Here is an 18,929-nt window from a genome sequence, read left to right as displayed (position 1 = left end):
CCATCGAGGTACAGGGGCACGCTGGGCAGCAGGCCACTGGCCATGCTCGTCTGGAGGATCTGGGTGATCTCCTGCGCCCGACCGAGCGCGAACGAGGGGATTAGGACCTTGCCTCCACCCCGGAGGGTCTCGCCGATCGCGGCGACGAAGGTCCGCACCTGTTCCTTGCGGGAGGGGAGCAGGGTGTCACCGTAGGTGCTCTCGGAGACCACGGCGTCGACGAGCGTGATCTGCTCTGGTAACCAGGCTGCATTCACCACCGGCGTGTCGACGTTGCTGACGTCCCCGGTGTGGAAGACGCTGCGGCCACCGCTCTCGATCATGACGCTCGCGGCGCCCAGGAGGTGCCCACTCGGGAAGAGCGTGAAGGCGAAGCCGTGGTCGCTGACCCGGTCAAAGTACGGCAGGGGCTGGAAGCGCTCGAGCGTACGCTTGAGTTCTCCAGGAGTGAACATCGGGAAGCCTTGCTCGGTACTGACCTTAAGGGTATCCGCCAGCACCAGGCCGGCAATGCGGGCCGTGGCCTCGGTGCAGTAGATCTGCAGGTCCGGGAAACGTCGGATGACCACGGGCAGCCCGGCGACGTGGTCCAGGTGCGCGTGGGTGAGGACCATGGCCGTAGGCGGGTGCTCGCCGAGGATCTCGAGCTTTGGAAGGGCAGCTTCACCGACTCGCCCCGGCCGGAGCCCGGCGTCGATGAGGAGGTTGCCCTCCTTTAAGAGGTAGAGGTAGGAACTTGCCCCAACTTCGTCCGTTCCGCCTTGAACCGCATCAGATCGTCGCGGAGCTGCTGCCCCGGCTCCTCAGCCATGATTTCGGCTTCCCAGCTCACGTGCGTTCCGGCGGGCGCCTTGACAGTCCAGCGCGAGCGCTTCTCGTCGAGCACCTCCACCTTTTCCAGGTGGGTCAGCCGGACCCTCTCGGCGCTGGACNAGGATCTCGAGCTTTGGAAGGGCAGCTTCACCGACTCGCCCCGGCCGGAGCCCGGCGTCGATGAGGAGGTTGCCCTCCTTTAAGAGGTAGAGGTAGGAACTTGCCCCAACTTCGTCCGTTCCGCCCAGGCCAATAAACTGCATGACCTTCACTGTAGGGGACTGGGCCTCACGGACAACTGGGAATCGGAACAACGTTGAGTTGGCGCGAGACGTTCTGCGGGCGTCTGATGACCTTCGGTGGAGGGCGGATGCTGTCTTATTGAGAATAACGTAAGTCAGGGTCGACCATAGACTCGGGCGAATCTGGAACTGCGCCCCGCAGCACCTGACGGCCTACGAGGGCTGATGCGTACTTTGGTCGTCCTCAATAAGGCGTCGGCTGCGCGACCCCACTCAGGCCGCTGACGGGACTAGGCGTACTCCGAGGGGTAGTCGTGCCGTCCCCCAGTTGCCCGTAGGTGTTATTCCCCCAGCTCCAGGCCGTTCCGTCCGTCTTCAACGCCATATTGGACAATTCGCCCCCAGCGAGACTTGAGATCCCGCTCAGGCCGCTGATGGGACCAGGCGTACTCCGAGTGATGGTGGCACCGTCACCCAGTTGTCCGTAAGCGTTCCAGCCCCAGCTCCAGGCCGTGCCGTCCGCCTTCAACGCCATACTGTGATTGCCGCTCGCAGCGATGCTCATGATCCCGCTCAGGCCGCTGACGGGACCAGACGTACTCCGATTGGTGGTGGTGCCGTCCCCCAGTTGTCCCCTAGTGTTCAGGCCCCAACTTTGGATCGTCCCATCGGCCTTCAAGGCCAGACCGTGACGGTAGCCCGCAGTGATCCCCGTGACCCCTCTCAGATTGATGACTTTCACCGGCGTAGACCTATTGATGGTGGTGCCGTCACCCAATTGCCCGGAGACGTTAGAGCCCCAGCTCCAGACGGTCCCGTCTGCCCGGAGCGCGAGACTATAATCATTGCCCCCAGCGATGCTCACGATGTCACTTAGACTCCTCACGGCAATCGGTCTAGTCCGCTCTATGGTGGTACTGTCACCCAATTGCCCGTAGGCATTCCAGCCCCAGCTCCAGGCCGTGCCGTCCGCCTTCAAGGCCAGATTGTGGTAAGCGCCTGCCGCGATGCTCATGATCCCATAGAGGTCGCTGACAGTGACCGGCTGAGTCTGCTGGGCTGTCCTGCCGTTACCGAGTTGCCTGTAGGAGTTATCGCCCCAGCTTTGGACCGTCCCATCTACCCGGAGCGCCAGACTGTGGCTCTGGCCCCCAGCGAGGCTCGTGATCCCGCTCAGGCCACTCACGGTGATAGGAGCATTCCGTCGGGTGGTTGTGCCATCCCCGAGTTGCCCCAACTGGTTATCGCCCCAGCTTTGGACCGTCCCATCCGCCTTCAGTGCCAGACCGTGATAGCTGCCCGAAGCGAGGGTGGTCCCGCTTGTCCCAACCCCAGCCACCATCTGAGTCAGGAGGGGCGTGCCACTGGCTGGACAGCTCCTGGCCTCGAACACGTTCAGGGTGTGCGCTCCCTGCGAGAAAAGTTGCACCCGCCACCGGTTCGGGAAGCTTGCCGTACTGATGTTCGTCACACTCATCTGTGCGTCGCCGGCACAGAGCACCTTCGCAGTCGTCGAGCCGTTCAACTCGTTAATGTCGTAATGGGCCGGGAGGCTCTGCGTGATCGTCTCCCCATTCTCCGTATAGGTCTGCGTCGGAAAGTTGACATAGTTCCCGAAGGTCTGGCTCGCCCCATCCCACTGCTTGACCGCTGAAGTCAGAGGTGCCAGTGCTGGCGAAGTGTCCTGCACGGCAGTGACGTTCAGCGAGAAGCTGAATGGGTCTCTGGTCGCGCCGCCATCAAGCGCCGAGGTCATGGGCACATTCACGCCGAAGGTGATGAGTGAACTGTCCCCGGGGGCCATGAATGTATCGTCCCCAGCTGCCGGCGGCGTTGTTAACCACCAACCGGTCTGGGTCAGGGTCTTGATGCCTTTGCCTGTGGTATCGACCTGGCTGACATCCAGTCCAGTCAGAAGCGCATTCGCCTTCGGATCGGCAGTCACGTCTCCCGTGGAGGTATCGAAACTCTGGGCCTGAATCAGCGCGAGTTTGCTGATGGTGGCACTAGCGTCTGAGCCGTCGAAGTATCGGACGTTCGTGAACACGCTGTCGGTCGTGCTGCCTTGGGGGACCACAGCCACGAACTTCGGATTGCGGAGCGTCTGGGAGGAGGTATTCGTGACCTTATAGGTCACGCGCACGTGTCGGGTACCTGTGGCGGTGATCGTGAAGGTCTGGGCCGAGATCTGCGAGAAGCTGAACTGGTCCGGGGCACCTATAAGGGCCTGCGCGCTCAGAAGACCTTCCTGAAGGGACTGCACCCGGGTTATGGGGGTATCGGTGCCAACCCCGCTGAAATCGATCTGGAAGATGCCGGGCAGGGGCTGCTGCGCAGGTGTACCGGGCGTGATGGCCCCTGGGGTCGTTTTACCCGGCGTGGCTGGGGGCGTCTGCCCGCAGGCGGCGACGAGAAAGGCGGGGAGTAGGAGGAGCAGGATCTGTCGGCGCATGGTGGGAACTCCTTGTCAAAGGGGAGGAGTTATAGAGGTTATTCAGGCTGATGGGAACGGAGCTATTCAGAGTGATCGCCGTCCTCGCGCCCAGGGGGTGAGGGTGGGGACCTCGTAGATCCCAGTCATTGATGGAGTCAGCTCAAAGAGACAGGAAGCGGCCTGATGACGGTGAGGGAGAGTCATGGGGAGACGAGCGAAGTGGGAAGGTGGCGCAGGAATCAGATGAGTCCTACGGAGTGAAGTCAGGGATCAATTTGGAACTATTGCGTAGCACTCCTCACAGGAGGGTGACAAGACCACCGGCCATCAAGCCTCCCAGGGAGAGGCGTTGAGGCGGCGAGTCCCAGGTATTGCGCGGCCAACCAGAAACGCGCTGACAATCCGAGTATGACCAGGCCTCGACCGATCATGCTCCTATCCCGCCTGCCAGCGCCCTCGCACTTCAGGAGGGGCGCAGCCCGACCAACGAACACAAGGCCAGCAGAGGCGCTCTCGGCAAGGCCTGTGCGAACAAGGCCTGCACCAACTCTGGCCCAGCCCACACCCAAGGGCGGTAGACCCACGGCTGTGTGAGTGCGTCATAGATGTCCGCCACCGCCGCGCTCAACGGGTCCAACTCCATCTGACGCCCGGGATAGCCCTGGCCGTCCAGCCGCTTATGGTGCCGCAGCACGGCGGTCACGACCTCCGCCGGTACCGCCGGCCACCCTTCCTGCACCAGCTGTGCCCCATAGGCCGCGTGGTGCTGCATCGCCTGTCGCTCCAGCGTGGTCAACGGTCCAGGCTTGTTCAACACACTTGGGCAGACACAGACCTTCCCTACGTCATGCAGATACCCAGCGACCAGGGCCAGCTCCACATCCAGCTTCAACAGGAAAGCGATTCGGGACGCCAGCAGCCCCACCCGTTCGGCGTGACCCCCACAGGTTCCTTCGACCAAGCAGGAGAGTGGAGTGGGAATGCCCAGCTTTGCCATCACACCATCATTCAAGCACTCCGGCCGTTCCCCCGTGCCGAGTGCGGCCTCTGAGGACGGTCCAGCTAGAGGGGCGTTATTGGCCCGCCTCTCCCGACTGCGCTTCCAGGGTGTCCCCAGTGTCATCCCGGCCGGTTCGCCACGTCCAGCTTCCCGGCTCGGGCGGGCCAGAGTCGGCCGAGAGGTATAGGGCGGTGGGTATCACAGACAGGCCGGCTTCACCTGCGCCCCCGGTGCTGTCCGAGAGCACCCTCATAAGCATGGCCGCGTCGTGAGCTGCTGGATTTCGCGCAGTTTTCCCGCCGACCCCTTGCCGCTTCAAAAATATAGCGCTATATTTTGGTCACGAGACACAACTCGTCCAGTCGAATCTCGACTTCCCGTCCCCACCGGATCCCAGGAGGCGCCATGTCGTTTCCGATTTTCCAGAGCGCCCGTACCCTGCGCGCAGGCCAGACCCGTGCTCCCTGGACTCCTGCGCTGCCGACCGAAGCCCCCCGCCCGGCCGTTCTGGTGCCCCACCTGCGAGGTCCATCATGACACGCCTGTCCCTCTCGCGTCTTCTGTCCCTCACCCTCATCCTGGGGGCCTGTGGGCAGCAGCCCGCCCCTGTGGTTTCGGAGTCGGCAGCCACGCCGTCCTTTACCGCCCAGGCGACGACCAAGAGTGCCAAGCGCGGCCTGGCTTACGATCTGGCCACCACGCCCGATCTCGCCGCCCTCGCCCCGGGCGTGAGCTGGTGGTACAACTGGAGCCCGGCCCCCAACAGCGGCGCGCCCCAGAACGCGGCCTCGACCTACGGCATGGATTTCGTGCCGATGGTCTGGAATGGGAATTTCGACGCCGCGGCGGTCACCAGCCGCCTGAAGGCCGACCCGGCGGTCAAATACCTCCTGGTCATGAATGAGCCGAACCTCACCGATCAGGCCAACCTTACGCCCACGCAGGCCGCCGACGTCTGGCCCCGCTATGAGCAGGTGGCGCGCGACACGGGCGTCAAGCTGGTGGGGCCGCAGATCACCTGGGGCACCATGAGTGCCTACAATGACCCAGTCGTCTGGCTCGACGCCTTCTACTCGGCGTACCGGGGCAAGAACGGCGGCCGTGACCCCCAGATCGACTACCTAGGCTTCCATTGGTACGACTACGGCCTGGCCGGACAGCTTGACCGCCTGAAAAAGTACGGCAAGCCCTTCTGGGTCACCGAATTCGCCAACTGGCACAGCGGCGACGGCAGTGCCCAGATCGACAGTGTCGCCAAGCAGAAGGCCCAGATGGCCGACATGGTGACCACGCTGGAGGCCCGCAGCGACGTGTTCCGCTACGCGTGGTTCACGGGCCGCTGGAGTAACGATACGCATTTCACCAGCCTCCTGGGCGCCAACGGGCAGCTGACCGAACTGGGGCAGTACTACCTCTCGCTGCCGGGCGCGGCGGGGTCGGGCGGGGGGGAGGCGGCGTGTGGGACGGTCAACCTAGCGCAGGGCAGGGTAGCCACGGCGTCCTCGGCTGAGAGCGGCGGCATGGCAGCGGGCGCGGCCTTCGATGGCAATACGGGCACCCGCTGGTCGAGCGCGTTCGCCGATCCGCAGTGGATTCAGGTGGACCTGGGCAGCGTGCGCTCCCTGTGCCGGGTCTCGCTCCAGTGGGAGGCGGCTTACGGCAAGGCTTTCCAGATTCAGGTGTCGAACGACGGCTGGGCCTGGACCACCCTGCACTCCACGACCAGCGGCGCGGGCGGCACCCAGAGCCTGAATGTCAGCGGTAGCGGGCGCTACGTGCGGCTGTACGGCACCGCGCGCGCCACCGGCTACGGCTACTCGCTCTACGAGTTCGGGGTCTTCGGCACCGGCGGGTAAGGGCAGGGACGCGGGGGGTGTGGAAAGCTGAAGCTCCTCCGGCTGGAGGTTTCGCGGCCCGGCCTGCGCCCCCGGAACGCTGCGCCCCTTATTCGATGCTGCCCCTGACGAACAGCAGGCTCAGGGTGTATTCGGTCGCGCCGGCTGTCTCCCAGGACGAGGCCTCCATGAGCAGGGCCAGCAGGCGCCGTTTCAGCAGTCTCGCCTGGGGCTCGGCCAGCCGTAGGGCCGCGACGGTGAGCATCAGGGGTTCGTCGCCCGAGAGCAGGTCGGTCGCCGGCCCGTGCTGATCCCCGACTTCCAGGTTGTTGTAGACCTCGCCCCGGGAGATCCAGAAGCCCCAGACCGGGTGATGCTCCTGCAACTGGCGGGTCACGAACCCGGCGACCCCGTTCATGCGGGGGATAAGTTGCGCCGCCCAGAAACTTTCGAGCGTCTCGGCCGCCGTCACCTCGTAGGGCACGAACCAAGTGTCGGCCACGCGGTAGCGCTTGATGGGCCGCCCCCGCCCGGGCCTCGGTGCGTTCCACGCGGGCGATCTCCTCGCGCTGGAGTTTGGCCAGCAGGTAGGACGCGCGGGCCAGCGGCACCCCCAGCTCACGGGCCACCTCAGTTCGTGGGCTGACCGAATTTCGCCACGATGGCCCGCGCTTCCTCGAGCCACTGCGCCCGGAGTTCAGGCGGGTCCAGCACCTCCACGCAGGACCCCCAGCGTAGAATCCAGGAGAGGAGTTCCCGGGACTGACCGGTGGGGTCCAGCCCCGCCTGCACCTTGACGACCAGGCTGTAGTCGGCATGGCCCATCTCCTCGACGGTGAGGTTTGGGTAGCCCCCCTCCAGCACCCGAGAGGCCACCTCCCGCGCGAACCGCAGCGTCACGGTGACGTTCTCGGGCGACTGGCCTACTACGCCCCAGGTGTCGGTGAGGTGCAGCCTCGGGTCGAAATCGCCGGGGATGGCGTAGGTATCGTCCAGCAGGGTGATGCGCTTCATGCGGGACAGCTTGAAGCTCCGGATGGCGGCGCGGGTGCTTCGGTCGAAGCCGATCACGTAGGGCGCGAGGTCGCCGCGCGAGATCTCGACGAAGTAGATGGCCAGTTCGCAGCGCTCCGGCACCCCGTTCGGCTCCATGTAGTCGAAGGCGATGTACCGGCGGTTGATCCAGGCGTCGCTGACCCGTTCCAGCGCGCCGTCGCCGCGGAGCTGGGGCGTGAGGTCCTGAATGGACCGCCGCATCACGTCCTGGAGGCCGGGGGGCAGACCGGCGGTGAGTTTCTCCAGGGCCAGCAGGTATTCCCGGTTCTTGCTGGAGGCGTGGTGGTAGAGCAGCCGCGTGGCGGCATGCACCACCAGCGCCTCAACCGGCCGGAACGCCTGGGCGCAGGCCGGTAGCCTGTAGCGGTAGGGCGCCGAGCGCTGCAAGCCCAGGCCCATCTCGTCTATGGCGGCGAGGTCACGCAGGATGGTCCGCCGGGGGACGTCGAAGAGCTCGGTCAGTTCCTCGACGTTCCGTTCCTTGATCCGGAGCATCTCGATCACGGAATACAGGCGCCGGGCGTTGCGCGCATGGGCGCTCTCCTTGCTGACAGAATCTTCTGAACTTGCGGTCACGCCCGGACGATAGAGGGACCCCGTCGTGCGAGTGTCGATATGAAACAGTCCACTTGGTACTGTCAATCAATCTAAGTGTCTAAGACTCATGGAAGGTCAGGAGATTGCTACGCTCCACGACCCAGGCCTGATAGTTGCCGCTGAGAAACTGCGGCGTCGCCTCGCCCCGGGCCAGCGCCTCACGTACGTCGTACCACCACTGGACCGCAGGATCGAGCTGGTAGACGCCGTCCTGCGCCAGGACACTTTCCTCCCAGCCCAGGATTTCGCGCAGTTCCCGCACCAGTCCCCAGACTGCCTGGCTCTTGGAGCGCTTCTGGGCGCCGTTGGGATACAGCAGGTCGCCGAGCACCTCGGTAGCCGCGCGGTTGCCCTGTTCGAGCAGCAGCACGAGCAGTTCCCCGGCGCGGCCCGTTGGGCGCAGAGGCACCGGCCGCCCGTTGACCTTGACCAGCAGCGGCCCCAGGGCATGGACCTCGACCTGGAGCTGCCCGCTGTAACTCAGGGGCACGGGGCGTTGCGGGGCACAGGTGTCGAACAGGTCAGGAAAACAATGGGCTTCCTCTCGCACCCACAAGGCGTCTATGTGCACGGAGGACAGCTGCCGGGTCGCCTCGGCGAGATCACCGGCCTGATAGGCTAGGGCCGCCCGGACAATTGAGCCACGTTCCTGATCATCCCATCCCATCGGCCCCGTACGCTCCAGGGCGGCCCATGCCTCCTTCGGCCGACCGAGCTGGGCATAGCAGGCGGCGATATCCACGTAGACCCAGGACTGTCCGCTCGCCACATTCTCGGGGGTGATGGATGTGGCCTTCTGTAAGGCCTCCAGGGCCAGTTCCGGCTTGCCCATCAGGCGCTGCGTATAGCCTAGCCCCCGCCAGGCCAGCCGCTGGTCTATCGGCTCCTGGGCCAGGCGGATGGCCCGGCGGTAGCCTGACAGGGCACGGGGCCACTCGCCCTGTGCCAGCCGCGCTGCCGCGAGGCCGCAGGCGGCCCAGGGCCGGAAGAGCGCCGCCAACTCGTCACGGACGGCCTGCTCCATGGCGAGAAAGTGGTCCTCGGCTTCGGGGAGGGCGAAGCGCAGGAAGGAATTGCCCAGGGCATGCCGCAGCCAGGCCACGTAGACAGGGTCCTCCTGAAGAAGCGGGAGGGCCTGACGCCAGAGATCGCGGGCCTGCGCAAACTGTCCAGAAAGGTCCAGTGCCATGCCCTCCTGAAGACAGACCAGACCCAGGGGGCGGCCCTGCAGGAAACTCCGCGCCCGCACGTAAGCGGCTTGCCAGCCCTCCTGTCGCAGCGACTCCAGGGCCTGGCCCTGTGCACGCCAGCCGGTCCCGGCCGCCAGACCAGAGAGATCGTCCAGCACAGGCGCCAGGACGTCGAGGGCCTGCTGGTGGTGACCCAGGCTGGTGAGTGAGAGGGCCTCGTAGGCGGTCAGAGGAGCGAACTCCGCCTCCGACAGTCCTCGGCGAGCCTGCTCCGTGAAGGCCAGTGCCTCATCAAATTGCCGGATGTGTGTATACAGCCGGATGCTGAGCCAGGCGGCCTGGGGGTGCCCGGCCCGGATCTCGGCGGGAAGTTGCTCGAACGAGGCCACCCAGCCTTCCTGGATCTTGAATGGCGGTTGCCGGGCCAATCCATGCTCGATGGTGGTGCAGGCCGGTTCCAACTCACCTTGAGCACATAGGTGCTGCAGGGCTTCGTTTAGCTCAGTAAAGTCCTGTTTGGAGGGGCGGGCGGAGCGGCGGGTGGGCATGCCCACGTAGTGTAGAGATAACGGAGGGCCCCTGGGAGAGCCCAGGGAGCCGGATCAGCCGCCGCCGGGGATGGGCTTGGGGTTGATGTCGGCAATGAAGGGAAAAGTGGGCGTCTGGATGGTGTCAAGAGCCTGCGGGCTCTGCATCGGTGCCGGGTTGGCGAAGCCGAGCAACAGCAGGGCTAACCAGGCCACCGTAAGGGTAGACTGCATGGGTCCTCCTCTGAGGAGCGCGGCCCGGTCTTGGCGGATGGAGCCGCGTTTTTTGTGGAGTGTTCTCGGTCGGGGCGAACTGTTCCGCCTGATGGCCGTATGGAAGCTCGGGGTGCCTAAGCGTGTCAGGCGGTTATTCGCCGTGACTGTTGCCGTCTGTGGTCGGTGTTTTTTGCCGTTTTATAGACATCCCTGTCACTTCCCCAAAATCTCGGCATGATCGCAAACATATCAACCGGGAGTAATTCCTTTAGACGTCGTAGATGACCGTCCTCCAGAAGATTTATTATGTCGCGCAGAGATAGATTTGAAATCTTGAATCTGGCCTAGCGGGGAATGCCATATGCCCCCAAATTCATAGGCTTATCTGCTTGATAAAAAGCACCGTCAACAGTCTCAAAGGCCTAGTCTAAAATTCCTTCATTGACCCTGGTCAGCTTTAAAATCTGCAGGAGGGAGTTACAGGGCGAATCGTCTTTCTGGAGTTCGCCGACGAATCACGCCGGTATGTGGACTGCAATGTTCCCGACTGTCGCTGACTGAATTTCAGCCCTGTTGTCTCAGCGCGCCTGGAAGTGGCGGCCCGCCTTTCCAGGGCGAGAGACCCGACAGGGCGGCTCATATTGAGGAGCCGTGGCGCAGGACCTTGGATAAGCTGAGGCATGGCCCACGCGGAACAGTCCTACGGACATCTGGAACACTTCGGGGGATTCGAAATCGTGCAGTGGGCGCCGGGGCAGCCACTGGGCGATCCGAACACGCAGATCCACCGCCTGAGCACCGATTACGACAGCGACCGGAGCTGGCCGGCGCTGCTGGCCGAGTAGCTCCGGCCGCCCGGCGCCGAGCGAATGCAGGGGCTGGTGATCGGGTACTGGGGCACCGACACCCTGACGGACGCCGACATCCGGGCCGAGATGGCTGAGCCCCTGCGGGTGGCCGCCGCGCAGCTCACGCAGGTGCGGGTGCTGTACATCAACGACATCTCCTCGGAAGAGAGCGAGGTGTCCTGGATTGCCAACATGGACCTCAGCGCCCTGGTCCAGGCCTTTCCCAGGCTGATCGACCTGGGCATCCGGGGCGGCAATGAATTCGAACTCCCCGGCCTCGCGCTGCCGCACCTGCGGACCCTGGTCATCGAGGCGGGCGGGCTCTCCAGCGCCCTCGTCCGGCAGGTGGTGCAGGCCGACCTGCCCGCCCTGACCCACCCGGAACTGTGGCTGGGCACGGAGGACTACGGCGCGATGAATAGCGTCGAGGACCTGAGCCCCCTGCTGGAGGGCCTGCGCTTTCCCGCGCTGCGCTACCTGGGCCTGAAGAACAGCGATCATCAGGATCAGGTGGCGCAGGTCTTCTCTTCGGCGCCGGTGGTGGGGTCGCTGGAGGTGCTGGACCTCTTGATGGGCGTGCTGACTGACGAGGGCGCCCAGGCCCTGGTGGATAACCCCAGCCTGGGCCACCTGAAGAAGCTCGACCTCCAGTTCAACTGGCTCTCCGAGGAGATGGCCGGCCGCCTCCAGGCCTGGGCGGACGCGCACGGCATCGAGCTGGACGTCTCGGACCGCCAGGACGACGAGGACGACTGGCGCTACGTCGCCCTGGGCGAATGAGGGGGGCCGCACCGGGCACCAACCTGCTGCTCGTCGCGCCGCCGCAGGGGCGCCGGACCCGCGCCTTCCAGGCCTCGCCGGCCGCCGCCGGCCGCCCGCGCGGGTCGTGTCCTACCTCGACCTTCTGCACGGGCGCACGGTGCTGAGCGAGCACGTCCGGCCTGGCACCTGGGTGCGCTTCGACTCGCCGGGCGAGGACCTCGATACCGAGCGGGCGCTCATCGCGCGGGATGGCGGGCGGGCTGGCGACCTCGCGGCCGGCGAACTGGCCCCCCTGCGGGCGTGGTACGCCGGATTCCGGGAGACGCTGCTGGACCTCGACGCGCAGCTGGTCGGGTGCGCGCCGCATGTGCGGATGCAGCGCACCGACCACCTCCTGACCATGTGGCGGGTGGGAAGCGCGGCATACGCCGGGCAGCTCCACCTACGCGGCGCACTAGGCCTTCCTGGCAGGATTCCTGCCCACCCCGGCGCGGCCCGGCCGCCACCCCCGGCTGTTCGCGGCCGAGTTCGCAGGCAGCGTCAGCACGGGCCGCCGGACCTTCACCTTCGCGGAGGCTACCCTGCCGGCGGCCCTCGCCGCGCGCGGCTACTGGACGGTGTGCGTGGGCGGGGTCGGGTTTTTCAGTGGCCGCAGCGTCCTGGGGCAGACCCTCCCTGCCCTGTTCCATGAGGCGCACTGGTCGCCGGCCACGGGCACCGGGCACCGCGACTCGGCAGCCCGGCAGGTCGAGGTGGCCGCCCGGCGGCTGGAGGCCGTACCCGGGCGGGTCTTCCTGCTGGTGAACTTCGCCGCGACGCACGCCCCGACCCGCCCCCATGTGCCGGGCGCCCGCCGCGACTCGCCCAACACGCAGCGCGCTGCCCTGCGCAGTGTGGACGCGGCCCTGCCCCCGCTGCTCGGCGCCCTGCGGCGCCGGGGCGACACCCTGCTCATCTTGTACGGCGACCACGGCACCTGTTTCGGCGAGGACGGGTACTGGGGCCACCGGCTGGCGCATCCGCTCGTCTGGACCGTGCCCTACGCCGAAGTCCTGCTGCGGGGGGCGGCGTGACCCCGCCGGCCGCTCTGGCACCAGCCCTGGCCGCCGGCCCCTACCAGGCCTACACCTACGGCTACCCTCTATGGCCTAGTGGTCTGATGCAGAAGAATCCTAGGAAATTGATGTACCGAGGTATGGGAGACAGAACCGTCGGATGCTGTCCAGAATGTCGTCCGCCGACCGTTTCCACACGAATGGTTGCGGATGTTCATTGTTCTGAGCGATGAACGCCTCAATGGCCTGTTCAAGATCGTCCTTCGAATGGAAATCACCGCGACGCAGCCGTCGACGACTGAGCAGCGCAAACCACGACTCCACCAAGTTCAGCCACGACCCACTCGTCGGTGTGAAGTGGAACGTGTACCGCGGATGCAGGACCAGCCAGCCCTGGACCGCTCTCGTCTTATGCGTGATGTAGTTGTCGAGAATGACATGTACCGCGAGCTCCGAAGGAACTCGCCGGTCGATCTCCTCCAGGAAGTCCAGAAATTCCACGGTCCGGTGCCTGGGGTAACAGCGGCCAATCACTGTTCCAACCCTCGCATCCAGTGCAGCAATCAAGGTGGTGGTGCCATGCCGGATGTAGGTGTGCCCGTTGCGCTCTTCCTGTCCCAACTGCATGGGGAACGTGGTGGAGCCACGTTCCAGGGCCTGAATCTGCGGCTTTTCATCCACACACAGCACCAGCGCCCGGTCCGGGGGCGACAGGTACAGGCCCACGATGTCGCGGACCTTTTCGATCAGCAGCGGGTCTTTGGACAACTGGAAACTGGATGTCAGGTGGGGCCGTAACCCGAACGCCTGCCAGATACGATGCACGGCACTCTGCGTGAGCCCACTGACCTTTGCCATGCTTCGGGTTGACCAATGCGTCGCATTCTCGGGGGGCGTGTCAAGGGTCAGGCGCACGACCTGTTCGACCCGCTGATCCTGAATGGAGCGCGGTGCTCCGCTCTTCGGCGCGTCACTCAGCCCGTCAATGCCAGACTGAATAAACCGTCGGCGCCAGACACTCACGGTGTCGTCGCATAACCCAACATGCTGGCCGATATCGCTTAACGTCCATTCGGGGTGGTCCGCGCTGAGCAGAATGACTCTGGCTCGGGTAGCCAGACCCCTTGGGGTCTGACGTCTTCGCACGAGTGCATTCAGAAAGGCACGTTCGTCAGGCATAGGTTGAGGAACCGGAGAGTGGCGACCGCGGGGCATACCTCACCTCCAGGTCCATCGTACGCCTCGCTACCCAAGATTCTTCTGAATCAATCCAGTAGCCCTAATAGTCGTGAAACGTCCAAAGGCGTCGAAGAGCTTCATCCTGCTTCCATGCCTTTGGGTCGTCAAGCGCTCATTCGCATGGCTCTCAGGTTTCAGACGTCTTGGACGGGACCTCGAACGGCTGCTGTCAACGCTGGTCGGCTTCCAGTTTTTGGCCGCCCATCTTCTGCTCGGTCACCACCTCAAGCCTCTTTTGCATAGGATTTTTGGCAGTCTTTAGCCGCGATCAGTCTCGTTGGTTGATCAGGTCGAAAGCCGCCTCGTAGCGGTGCTCACGTTCGGCATGGCGCTGGAACTTGACGCGCTCGACGACGATCTCGCTCGCTTCCGGCTGCTCGGCCAGCAGGCGCATCGTTTCCTCGACGTACTCACTCAGCGGCAATGCGCGTGGATTGGCCGACTGACCAGGCGTAAGTTCGGTGGCCACCAGTGGCGGAATAAGTTCGATGACCTGGGTACTGGTGCCTCTAAGCTGAGCCGCGAGCGACTGCGAATAGGAGTGCAGGGCAGCTTTGGTGGCGCTATATGTCGGCGTATCTACACGGGGCACGTAGGCCAGACCGGAAGTCACGTTGATCACAGTGGCGCGCGCCTGCGGATTCCCCTGCGCCTGCTCGTGAAAATGAGGCAGGACGACGTTGATCAGGCGGATGGGCCCCAGGAGGTTGGTAGCGATGGTCGCTTCGGCCACGTTCAGCATGTCGGGCAGGGCCCGCACGCTCTCGGTCTGCATGATGCCCGCATTGTTGACCAGTACGTTCAGTGCTGGGAAATCACGGATGACCTGCACCATGACGCTGCGGATAGAGTCGGCATCATCCACATCGAGTCGAACCGATTTCATGCCAGGGTTGGCTGCCGTGACCTCGTCGAGGGCTTGTTGTCTCCGGCCCGCGATGATGACCGTGTTGCCGAGCTTGTGAAACGCCTCAGCCAGTCCCGATCCAATACCCGAACCGCCACCTGTAATAAGGATCGTATTGCCTCTCAGATTCATATTATTTCTCCTAAAAATCAGTCTAAGGAGATCACTCTCCATTGAGAATTAGGCACCCTAAAGTTCTATACTTACCCAAAGGAGAGTGATGTTTTGATGGGAAATCTACAGGCGAAGCAACAAGTCACGCTGGAGGGGAAGCCCCTGGTAGGTCAGCCTGGGCCAGAGATTGAGCTTCTGGTCCGTGAAATGATTGGGCGCGTCGCCGACAAGTGGACCATGTTGATCCTAGAGGAACTGGCTGAACACGGCACGGTGCGTTTTACGCGGCTGGGCGACCTTGTGGGCGGCATCAGTCAGAAGATGCTGACCAAAACCCTGCGGCAACTGGAGAGCGACGGACTGGTGCAGCGCACGGTGCATCCGGTCATTCCGCCGCATGTCGATTACCGGTTGACTGAATTGGGCTTGAGTTTAAGCGAGGCGTTCTGTGGTGTCTGGGAGTGGGCTGAGAAGTACCACGGGCAGGTCGCGCAGTCCAGGCGAGACTTTCAATCCGTGGTTGCCGCCCAGGGCTTATCAGAAACGTCATCCGCCACGTCACCAACGGCAGCCACCCATACCCCTTGACGGCGTTGTGGCAACTGTCATGGAGTGCGGCTCCAGACAAAGGTCCGCACAGAGCAGATGGGGACGTGACAGGCATGGTGCAGCCTGGCGAGGCGTATGCCGTACCTCAAAGAAGGTGCTGCGTGTGGCGTAGGGGGGTGCCGACGACAGCGGGGAGCGAGACCTGGTGCTGGGATGGCGTACCGCGTACCATCGACACTGATCGGGCTTGCCTTCTGCTGTGCAGCAACTTCAAGACACTTTTGCCTAAGTTGCTTGGCAGACTCTAGGGGGTCAACCGGTTCCACTGGCCTTCGGAAAGCACTTCGATGGTCCCGTCCACCACTTTGATGGCGGTCTGGTCATCGATCGCGTAACACGGCGCCGCCATTCCAGCCGCCCACCGTGTGGCCGAGGCCATCGTGTTCCAAGGAAGGTCCGGGTGATCCAAGTGCGGAAAAATCGCGAAGTCGACGATTCCGAGTGTGCAGTCGTCGGGTGCGGACGGCCATTCGACAAAGTCGACACCGATCCGAGGTGTCATCACCATGCTCCCTGCAATGAGCCCCACCCAGACAGTCCCGGGCAGCGAAGGCAAGAGTTCTGCCAGTCCAGATTCCCGCATCCAGTAACTCAGGTAAGTTGCGTCACCGCCATCCACGAGCAGCACATCCGTTGCCTGGACCCACAGCATCCACCGCTCTCGGCCGATGCTTGGGAGCGCGGTCAATTCGAGGACGCCAACCGATTTCCATCCCAGGCCACACATCGTTGCTGGGGTCTGGTCAGTGACGAAACGCCGTACGGAGGCTGGGCCGCACATCGGGTGACCCCACTGTGCTGTCGGGATGCACAAAGCACTGGAATCAGCGATCGGTTTGCCAAGCATGCCGACCAGGGCGTCCTTGATGCTTGCGTTGGTGATGCCGCCGGAAGTGAGCAGAAGCTTCATGGGCCGTCTCCTTGCTAATGTTGGAGGGCTGAACGTCAGAGGGTTCGTGCCCGTTACTTCCAGGGTCACCCTCAGCATTCTCCCTTCTATTCTGCTCTATACGAACTTGGTGAAACCAATTTCAAGCCCGATCTTGGCAGCCTCCAAGGAGTCCAAGCGTTCTAGGTATCTCAGGCCTGGAGCTGTGTGTCGCCTGATCTCTGTACCGCATANTATACGAACTTGGTGAAACCAATTTCAAGCCCGATCTTGGCAGCCTCCAAGGAGTCCAAGCGTTCTAGGTATCTCAGGCCTGGAGCTGTGTGTCGCCTGATCTCTGTACCGCATAGGGCCAGCTCAGGGCCAGCAGCAGGAGGGTGCCACTCAGCCCAGCCATCAGCCAGGGGGTAGCTACCGGCCAGGCGGCGAGTGTGGCACCCAGACTCAGTCCCACGGCATTGAGGGCCAGAAGGGTGCCGATCACTCGGCCGCGCAGCACCAGAGGGACCAAGTGTTGCGAGCGRGTCACCGCCGCAACCTCCAGCAGGCCCAGGCCCACGCCGAAGACCAGCGCGGCACTCCACCAGACCCCTACAGCGGGCCAGACCAACCCCGCTGTGCCCAGCGTCAGCACCCAACGTCCCCACCCCATCAGCATGTCCAGGGACCACCGCCGCTCCAGAGGGGTGACCAGCAGGATGCCCAAGAGCACGCCACCAGCAAGAAGCATCTCGAACACCGCATAATCGGCCGCCCCATGTCCCAGACGCTGCATGTGAACCGGTGCGCGCACATTGATCAGACTCATGGCCAGATTGAGCGTGAAACTCAACGCGAGCATGGCCAGCAGCTGGCGTGACGTCCGCAGGACACGCCACCCCTCCCGGAGATCGGCCAGAGGACGCATCGGTGCTCCCTGCTGCGCAGCCGGCATGCGGGGAAGAGCGGGTGCGGCTAGCGCCAGTCCCAGGAGGAACAGTGCACTGAGCCCTAACGTGCCCGCCTGCCCAGAGAGGTGCAGCAGGCTTCCTCCCAAGCCGTAACCCACCAGTGGGACACCCATCATGGCGCCGCTGTTCAAGCTGTTGGCCCGAGTCAGCTGCATAGGGTCGACCAGGCGGGGAATGAAGGTACTGCCTGCGGTGTATGCCAGGGTGGTCAGAAGACCATTGAGGAAGGCCCCTAAGAGCAGCAGAGTCAGAGGGACGGCTCCCCCAAGAGCCAGCACCGCCAGCCCGCCCACTGTGGCCGCCCGGAGAAGGGAGGTCAGGAGCAGCAAGGGACGGGGTGAGACGCGGTCAGCCACCGAACCCAAGACGGGGCCGAGGAAGCGGGGCAGACTGCCGGCCAGGACCACGCTCCCCACCGCCTGAGTGGGAGCGTCCGGCGAACTCGCGAGGGCCAGGAACGGGACGGCAATGGAAACGGTCGCGTCCCCCAGGGCGGTCATCGTGAGTCCGCTGAGATAGGTCCAGAAGGGGAGCGGAAGTCGGGCAGATGGAGGTTCTGAAGCCATGCCCTAGCGTTCAGGTTAGGCTGCCTAAAATGCCCCACACCATTTTGGGTTCATATGCGGGTGAGTGGTTTGAGGTCACGACACCGGAACAGGCGGCACTGCTCAGTGATCCGCAAGCCGTACGGCATCTCGAGCCCTTCCTGGGCCGGACGTTGGGGACCGCGCAGGCCGCTCGGGAGGTGGGGGTCAGTACCGAGGGGATGATGTACCGGGTCCGGCAGTTTCAGCGCTTGGGGCTCCTCACGCAGGTCGGTGAGCAGCGGCGTTCGGGGCGGCCGGTGCGGCTCTACCGGGCTCCTGGTGCGCTCCGGATTCCGTTCCACCTCACGCCTTTCGAAGACCTGCAACGGCAACTGAGGGTGCAGGTCCGGAATCTCGAAACCTTGCGGATTCGGGCGTCTGCGCGGCTGCTGGAGCGTGCGGAGGGCCGGGGCCGGCTGCTCTACCGCAGTGAGGGARCGGGGTCTGTCAACTCCGAGGCGGAAGTGCCCGACCCGAGATTGCGGGAGCGGCAGGTCGGGGGTGARTTTACGGGGACCTTRTGGCTGACTGCGGTGCAGGCCAGAGCCGTACAGGTGCAGATCGATGCCTTGATGGCGCTCCTTGATCCGGCGCAGCAACCGCAGGAGGGAACACGACCTTATCTGTTGGCAGGCCTCTTGCTTCCCCTGGATCCTGAACAGGATGCGCCCTGGCTCAGCGTGAGTTTACGGGGACCTTATGGCTGACTGCGGTGCAGGCCAGAGCCGTACAGGTGCAGATCGATGCCTTGATGGCGCTCCTTGATCCGGCGCAGCAACCGCAGGAGGGAACACGACCTTATCTGTTGGCAGGCCTCTTGCTTCCCCTGGATCCTGAACAGGATGCGCCCTGGCTCAGCGYGCCTGGATAAGCGTTGCATGTGTAGGGGCACTGAGCTCAACTGACATCTTGCAGTTTTGGGAAAGGACGTCTGGAACGCACTTTTGGCCCCATAGTGGGATGTGAACCCAAAAGAACCGCGTTCCAGACGGCTCTATTCTGACATCCTGCCCTGCTTCTCCCGCAAGCAGCATCGGGAGTCCTTCGAGGTCTTCCTCG

At 64.0% G+C, this 18,929-nt stretch carries 19 protein-coding genes and 1 pseudogene; 9 read left to right on the top strand and 11 right to left on the bottom strand.

Features of this window, described 5'->3' with window-relative positions; all coding sequences use genetic code 11:
* From ASF71_RS12785 to ASF71_RS12770, 3 genes are all read right to left on the bottom strand, one after another.
* A partial coding sequence (locus ASF71_RS12785) for an MBL fold metallo-hydrolase (RefSeq protein WP_235514426.1) occupies positions 1-698 on the bottom strand: 698 nt, incomplete at its 3' end.
* A 601-nt stretch (positions 699-1,299) separates the two neighbouring features.
* On the bottom strand, positions 1,300-3,507 hold the full coding sequence (locus ASF71_RS12775; RefSeq protein WP_056300688.1) for a hypothetical protein: 2,208 nt from the start codon (positions 3,505-3,507) through the stop codon (positions 1,300-1,302).
* A 445-nt stretch (positions 3,508-3,952) separates the two neighbouring features.
* Positions 3,953-4,450: an HD-GYP domain-containing protein gene (locus tag ASF71_RS12770; protein WP_235514425.1), complete on the bottom strand. Its 498-nt coding sequence runs from the start codon at positions 4,448-4,450 to the stop codon at positions 3,953-3,955.
* Positions 4,451-4,894: 444 nt separating this feature from the next.
* Here ASF71_RS12770 and ASF71_RS25555 point away from each other — a divergent pair, with 444 nt between their 5' ends.
* Both ASF71_RS25555 and ASF71_RS12765 read left to right on the top strand, forming a co-directional pair.
* Positions 4,895-5,026, top strand: a complete 132-nt coding sequence (locus ASF71_RS25555) for a hypothetical protein (protein ID WP_255354739.1) — start codon at positions 4,895-4,897, stop codon at positions 5,024-5,026.
* Positions 5,023-6,345 carry a glycosyl hydrolase gene (locus ASF71_RS12765; protein ID WP_082505990.1) on the top strand — a complete coding sequence of 441 codons (1,323 nt, stop codon included), beginning with the start codon at positions 5,023-5,025 and terminating at the stop codon, positions 6,343-6,345. Before ASF71_RS25555 ends, ASF71_RS12765 begins: the two co-directional genes overlap by 4 nt.
* A gap of 88 nt (positions 6,346-6,433) precedes the next feature.
* Here ASF71_RS12765 and ASF71_RS12760 read toward each other — a convergent pair whose 3' ends face one another.
* From ASF71_RS12760 to ASF71_RS23770, 4 genes are all read right to left on the bottom strand, one after another.
* The gene (locus ASF71_RS12760; protein ID WP_156372783.1) at positions 6,434-6,808 is read right to left on the bottom strand and encodes a hypothetical protein; all 375 of its coding nucleotides are present in this window, start codon (positions 6,806-6,808) and stop codon (positions 6,434-6,436) included.
* 146 nt (positions 6,809-6,954) lie between these two features.
* Positions 6,955-7,956, bottom strand: a complete 1,002-nt coding sequence (locus ASF71_RS12755) for a YafY family protein (RefSeq protein WP_056300678.1) — start codon at positions 7,954-7,956, stop codon at positions 6,955-6,957.
* A 79-nt stretch (positions 7,957-8,035) separates the two neighbouring features.
* Positions 8,036-9,715 carry a tetratricopeptide repeat protein gene (locus ASF71_RS12750; RefSeq protein ID WP_156372782.1) on the bottom strand — a complete coding sequence of 560 codons (1,680 nt, stop codon included), beginning with the start codon at positions 9,713-9,715 and terminating at the stop codon, positions 8,036-8,038.
* Positions 9,716-9,769: 54 nt separating this feature from the next.
* On the bottom strand, positions 9,770-9,928 hold the full coding sequence (locus tag ASF71_RS23770; RefSeq protein ID WP_156372781.1) for a hypothetical protein: 159 nt from the start codon (positions 9,926-9,928) through the stop codon (positions 9,770-9,772).
* 662 nt (positions 9,929-10,590) lie between these two features.
* Between ASF71_RS23770 and ASF71_RS25150 the strand changes: the two genes are divergently transcribed.
* The 4 genes from ASF71_RS25150 (at position 10,591) to ASF71_RS12740 (ending at position 12,593) form a co-directional block, all read left to right on the top strand.
* Entirely contained in the window at positions 10,591-10,755 is a 165-nt protein-coding gene (locus ASF71_RS25150; protein WP_156372780.1) for a hypothetical protein, read from the top strand.
* A 24-nt stretch (positions 10,756-10,779) separates the two neighbouring features.
* The gene (locus ASF71_RS12745; RefSeq protein WP_056300673.1) at positions 10,780-11,538 is read left to right on the top strand and encodes an STM4015 family protein; all 759 of its coding nucleotides are present in this window, start codon (positions 10,780-10,782) and stop codon (positions 11,536-11,538) included.
* 106 nt (positions 11,539-11,644) lie between these two features.
* Entirely contained in the window at positions 11,645-12,211 is a 567-nt protein-coding gene (locus ASF71_RS23760) for a hypothetical protein (RefSeq protein WP_156372779.1), read from the top strand.
* Positions 12,144-12,593, top strand: a complete 450-nt coding sequence (locus ASF71_RS12740) for a hypothetical protein (RefSeq protein ID WP_056300670.1) — start codon at positions 12,144-12,146, stop codon at positions 12,591-12,593. Before ASF71_RS23760 ends, ASF71_RS12740 begins: the two co-directional genes overlap by 68 nt.
* A gap of 99 nt (positions 12,594-12,692) precedes the next feature.
* Here ASF71_RS12740 and ASF71_RS12735 read toward each other — a convergent pair whose 3' ends face one another.
* Positions 12,693-13,754: an IS630 family transposase gene (locus tag ASF71_RS12735; protein ID WP_056300697.1), complete on the bottom strand. Its 1,062-nt coding sequence runs from the start codon at positions 13,752-13,754 to the stop codon at positions 12,693-12,695.
* 94 nt (positions 13,755-13,848) lie between these two features.
* Between ASF71_RS12735 and ASF71_RS25145 the strand changes: the two are divergent.
* Positions 13,849-14,076: pseudogene (locus ASF71_RS25145) on the top strand (IS5/IS1182 family transposase); the annotation flags it as partial.
* Between the two features lie 6 nt (positions 14,077-14,082).
* Here ASF71_RS25145 and ASF71_RS12730 read toward each other — a convergent pair.
* Positions 14,083-14,853: an SDR family oxidoreductase gene (locus tag ASF71_RS12730; RefSeq protein ID WP_056300667.1), complete on the bottom strand. Its 771-nt coding sequence runs from the start codon at positions 14,851-14,853 to the stop codon at positions 14,083-14,085.
* Positions 14,854-14,949: 96 nt separating this feature from the next.
* On the opposite strand from ASF71_RS12730, the gene ASF71_RS12725 reads away from it, so the two are divergent.
* On the top strand, positions 14,950-15,423 hold the full coding sequence (locus tag ASF71_RS12725) for a helix-turn-helix domain-containing protein (protein ID WP_082505989.1): 474 nt from the start codon (positions 14,950-14,952) through the stop codon (positions 15,421-15,423).
* A 265-nt stretch (positions 15,424-15,688) separates the two neighbouring features.
* Here ASF71_RS12725 and ASF71_RS12720 read toward each other — a convergent pair whose 3' ends face one another.
* Together ASF71_RS12720 and ASF71_RS12715 are read right to left on the bottom strand one after the other, a co-directional pair.
* The gene (locus tag ASF71_RS12720) at positions 15,689-16,354 is read right to left on the bottom strand and encodes a Type 1 glutamine amidotransferase-like domain-containing protein (protein WP_056300664.1); all 666 of its coding nucleotides are present in this window, start codon (positions 16,352-16,354) and stop codon (positions 15,689-15,691) included.
* A gap of 286 nt (positions 16,355-16,640) precedes the next feature.
* The gene (locus ASF71_RS12715) at positions 16,641-17,783 is read right to left on the bottom strand and encodes an MFS transporter (protein WP_056300661.1); all 1,143 of its coding nucleotides are present in this window, start codon (positions 17,781-17,783) and stop codon (positions 16,641-16,643) included.
* A gap of 95 nt (positions 17,784-17,878) precedes the next feature.
* On the opposite strand from ASF71_RS12715, the gene ASF71_RS12710 reads away from it, so the two are divergent.
* Entirely contained in the window at positions 17,879-18,577 is a 699-nt protein-coding gene (locus ASF71_RS12710; RefSeq protein ID WP_056300658.1) for a hypothetical protein, read from the top strand.
* Positions 18,578-18,929: the final 352 nt, after the last annotated feature.

Source organism: Deinococcus sp. Leaf326, from assembly GCF_001424185.1.
Classification (GTDB): domain Bacteria; phylum Deinococcota; class Deinococci; order Deinococcales; family Deinococcaceae; genus Deinococcus.
The sequence above is the reverse complement of the archived record's forward strand: the minus strand, read 5'-3'. Positions and strand labels throughout refer to the sequence as shown.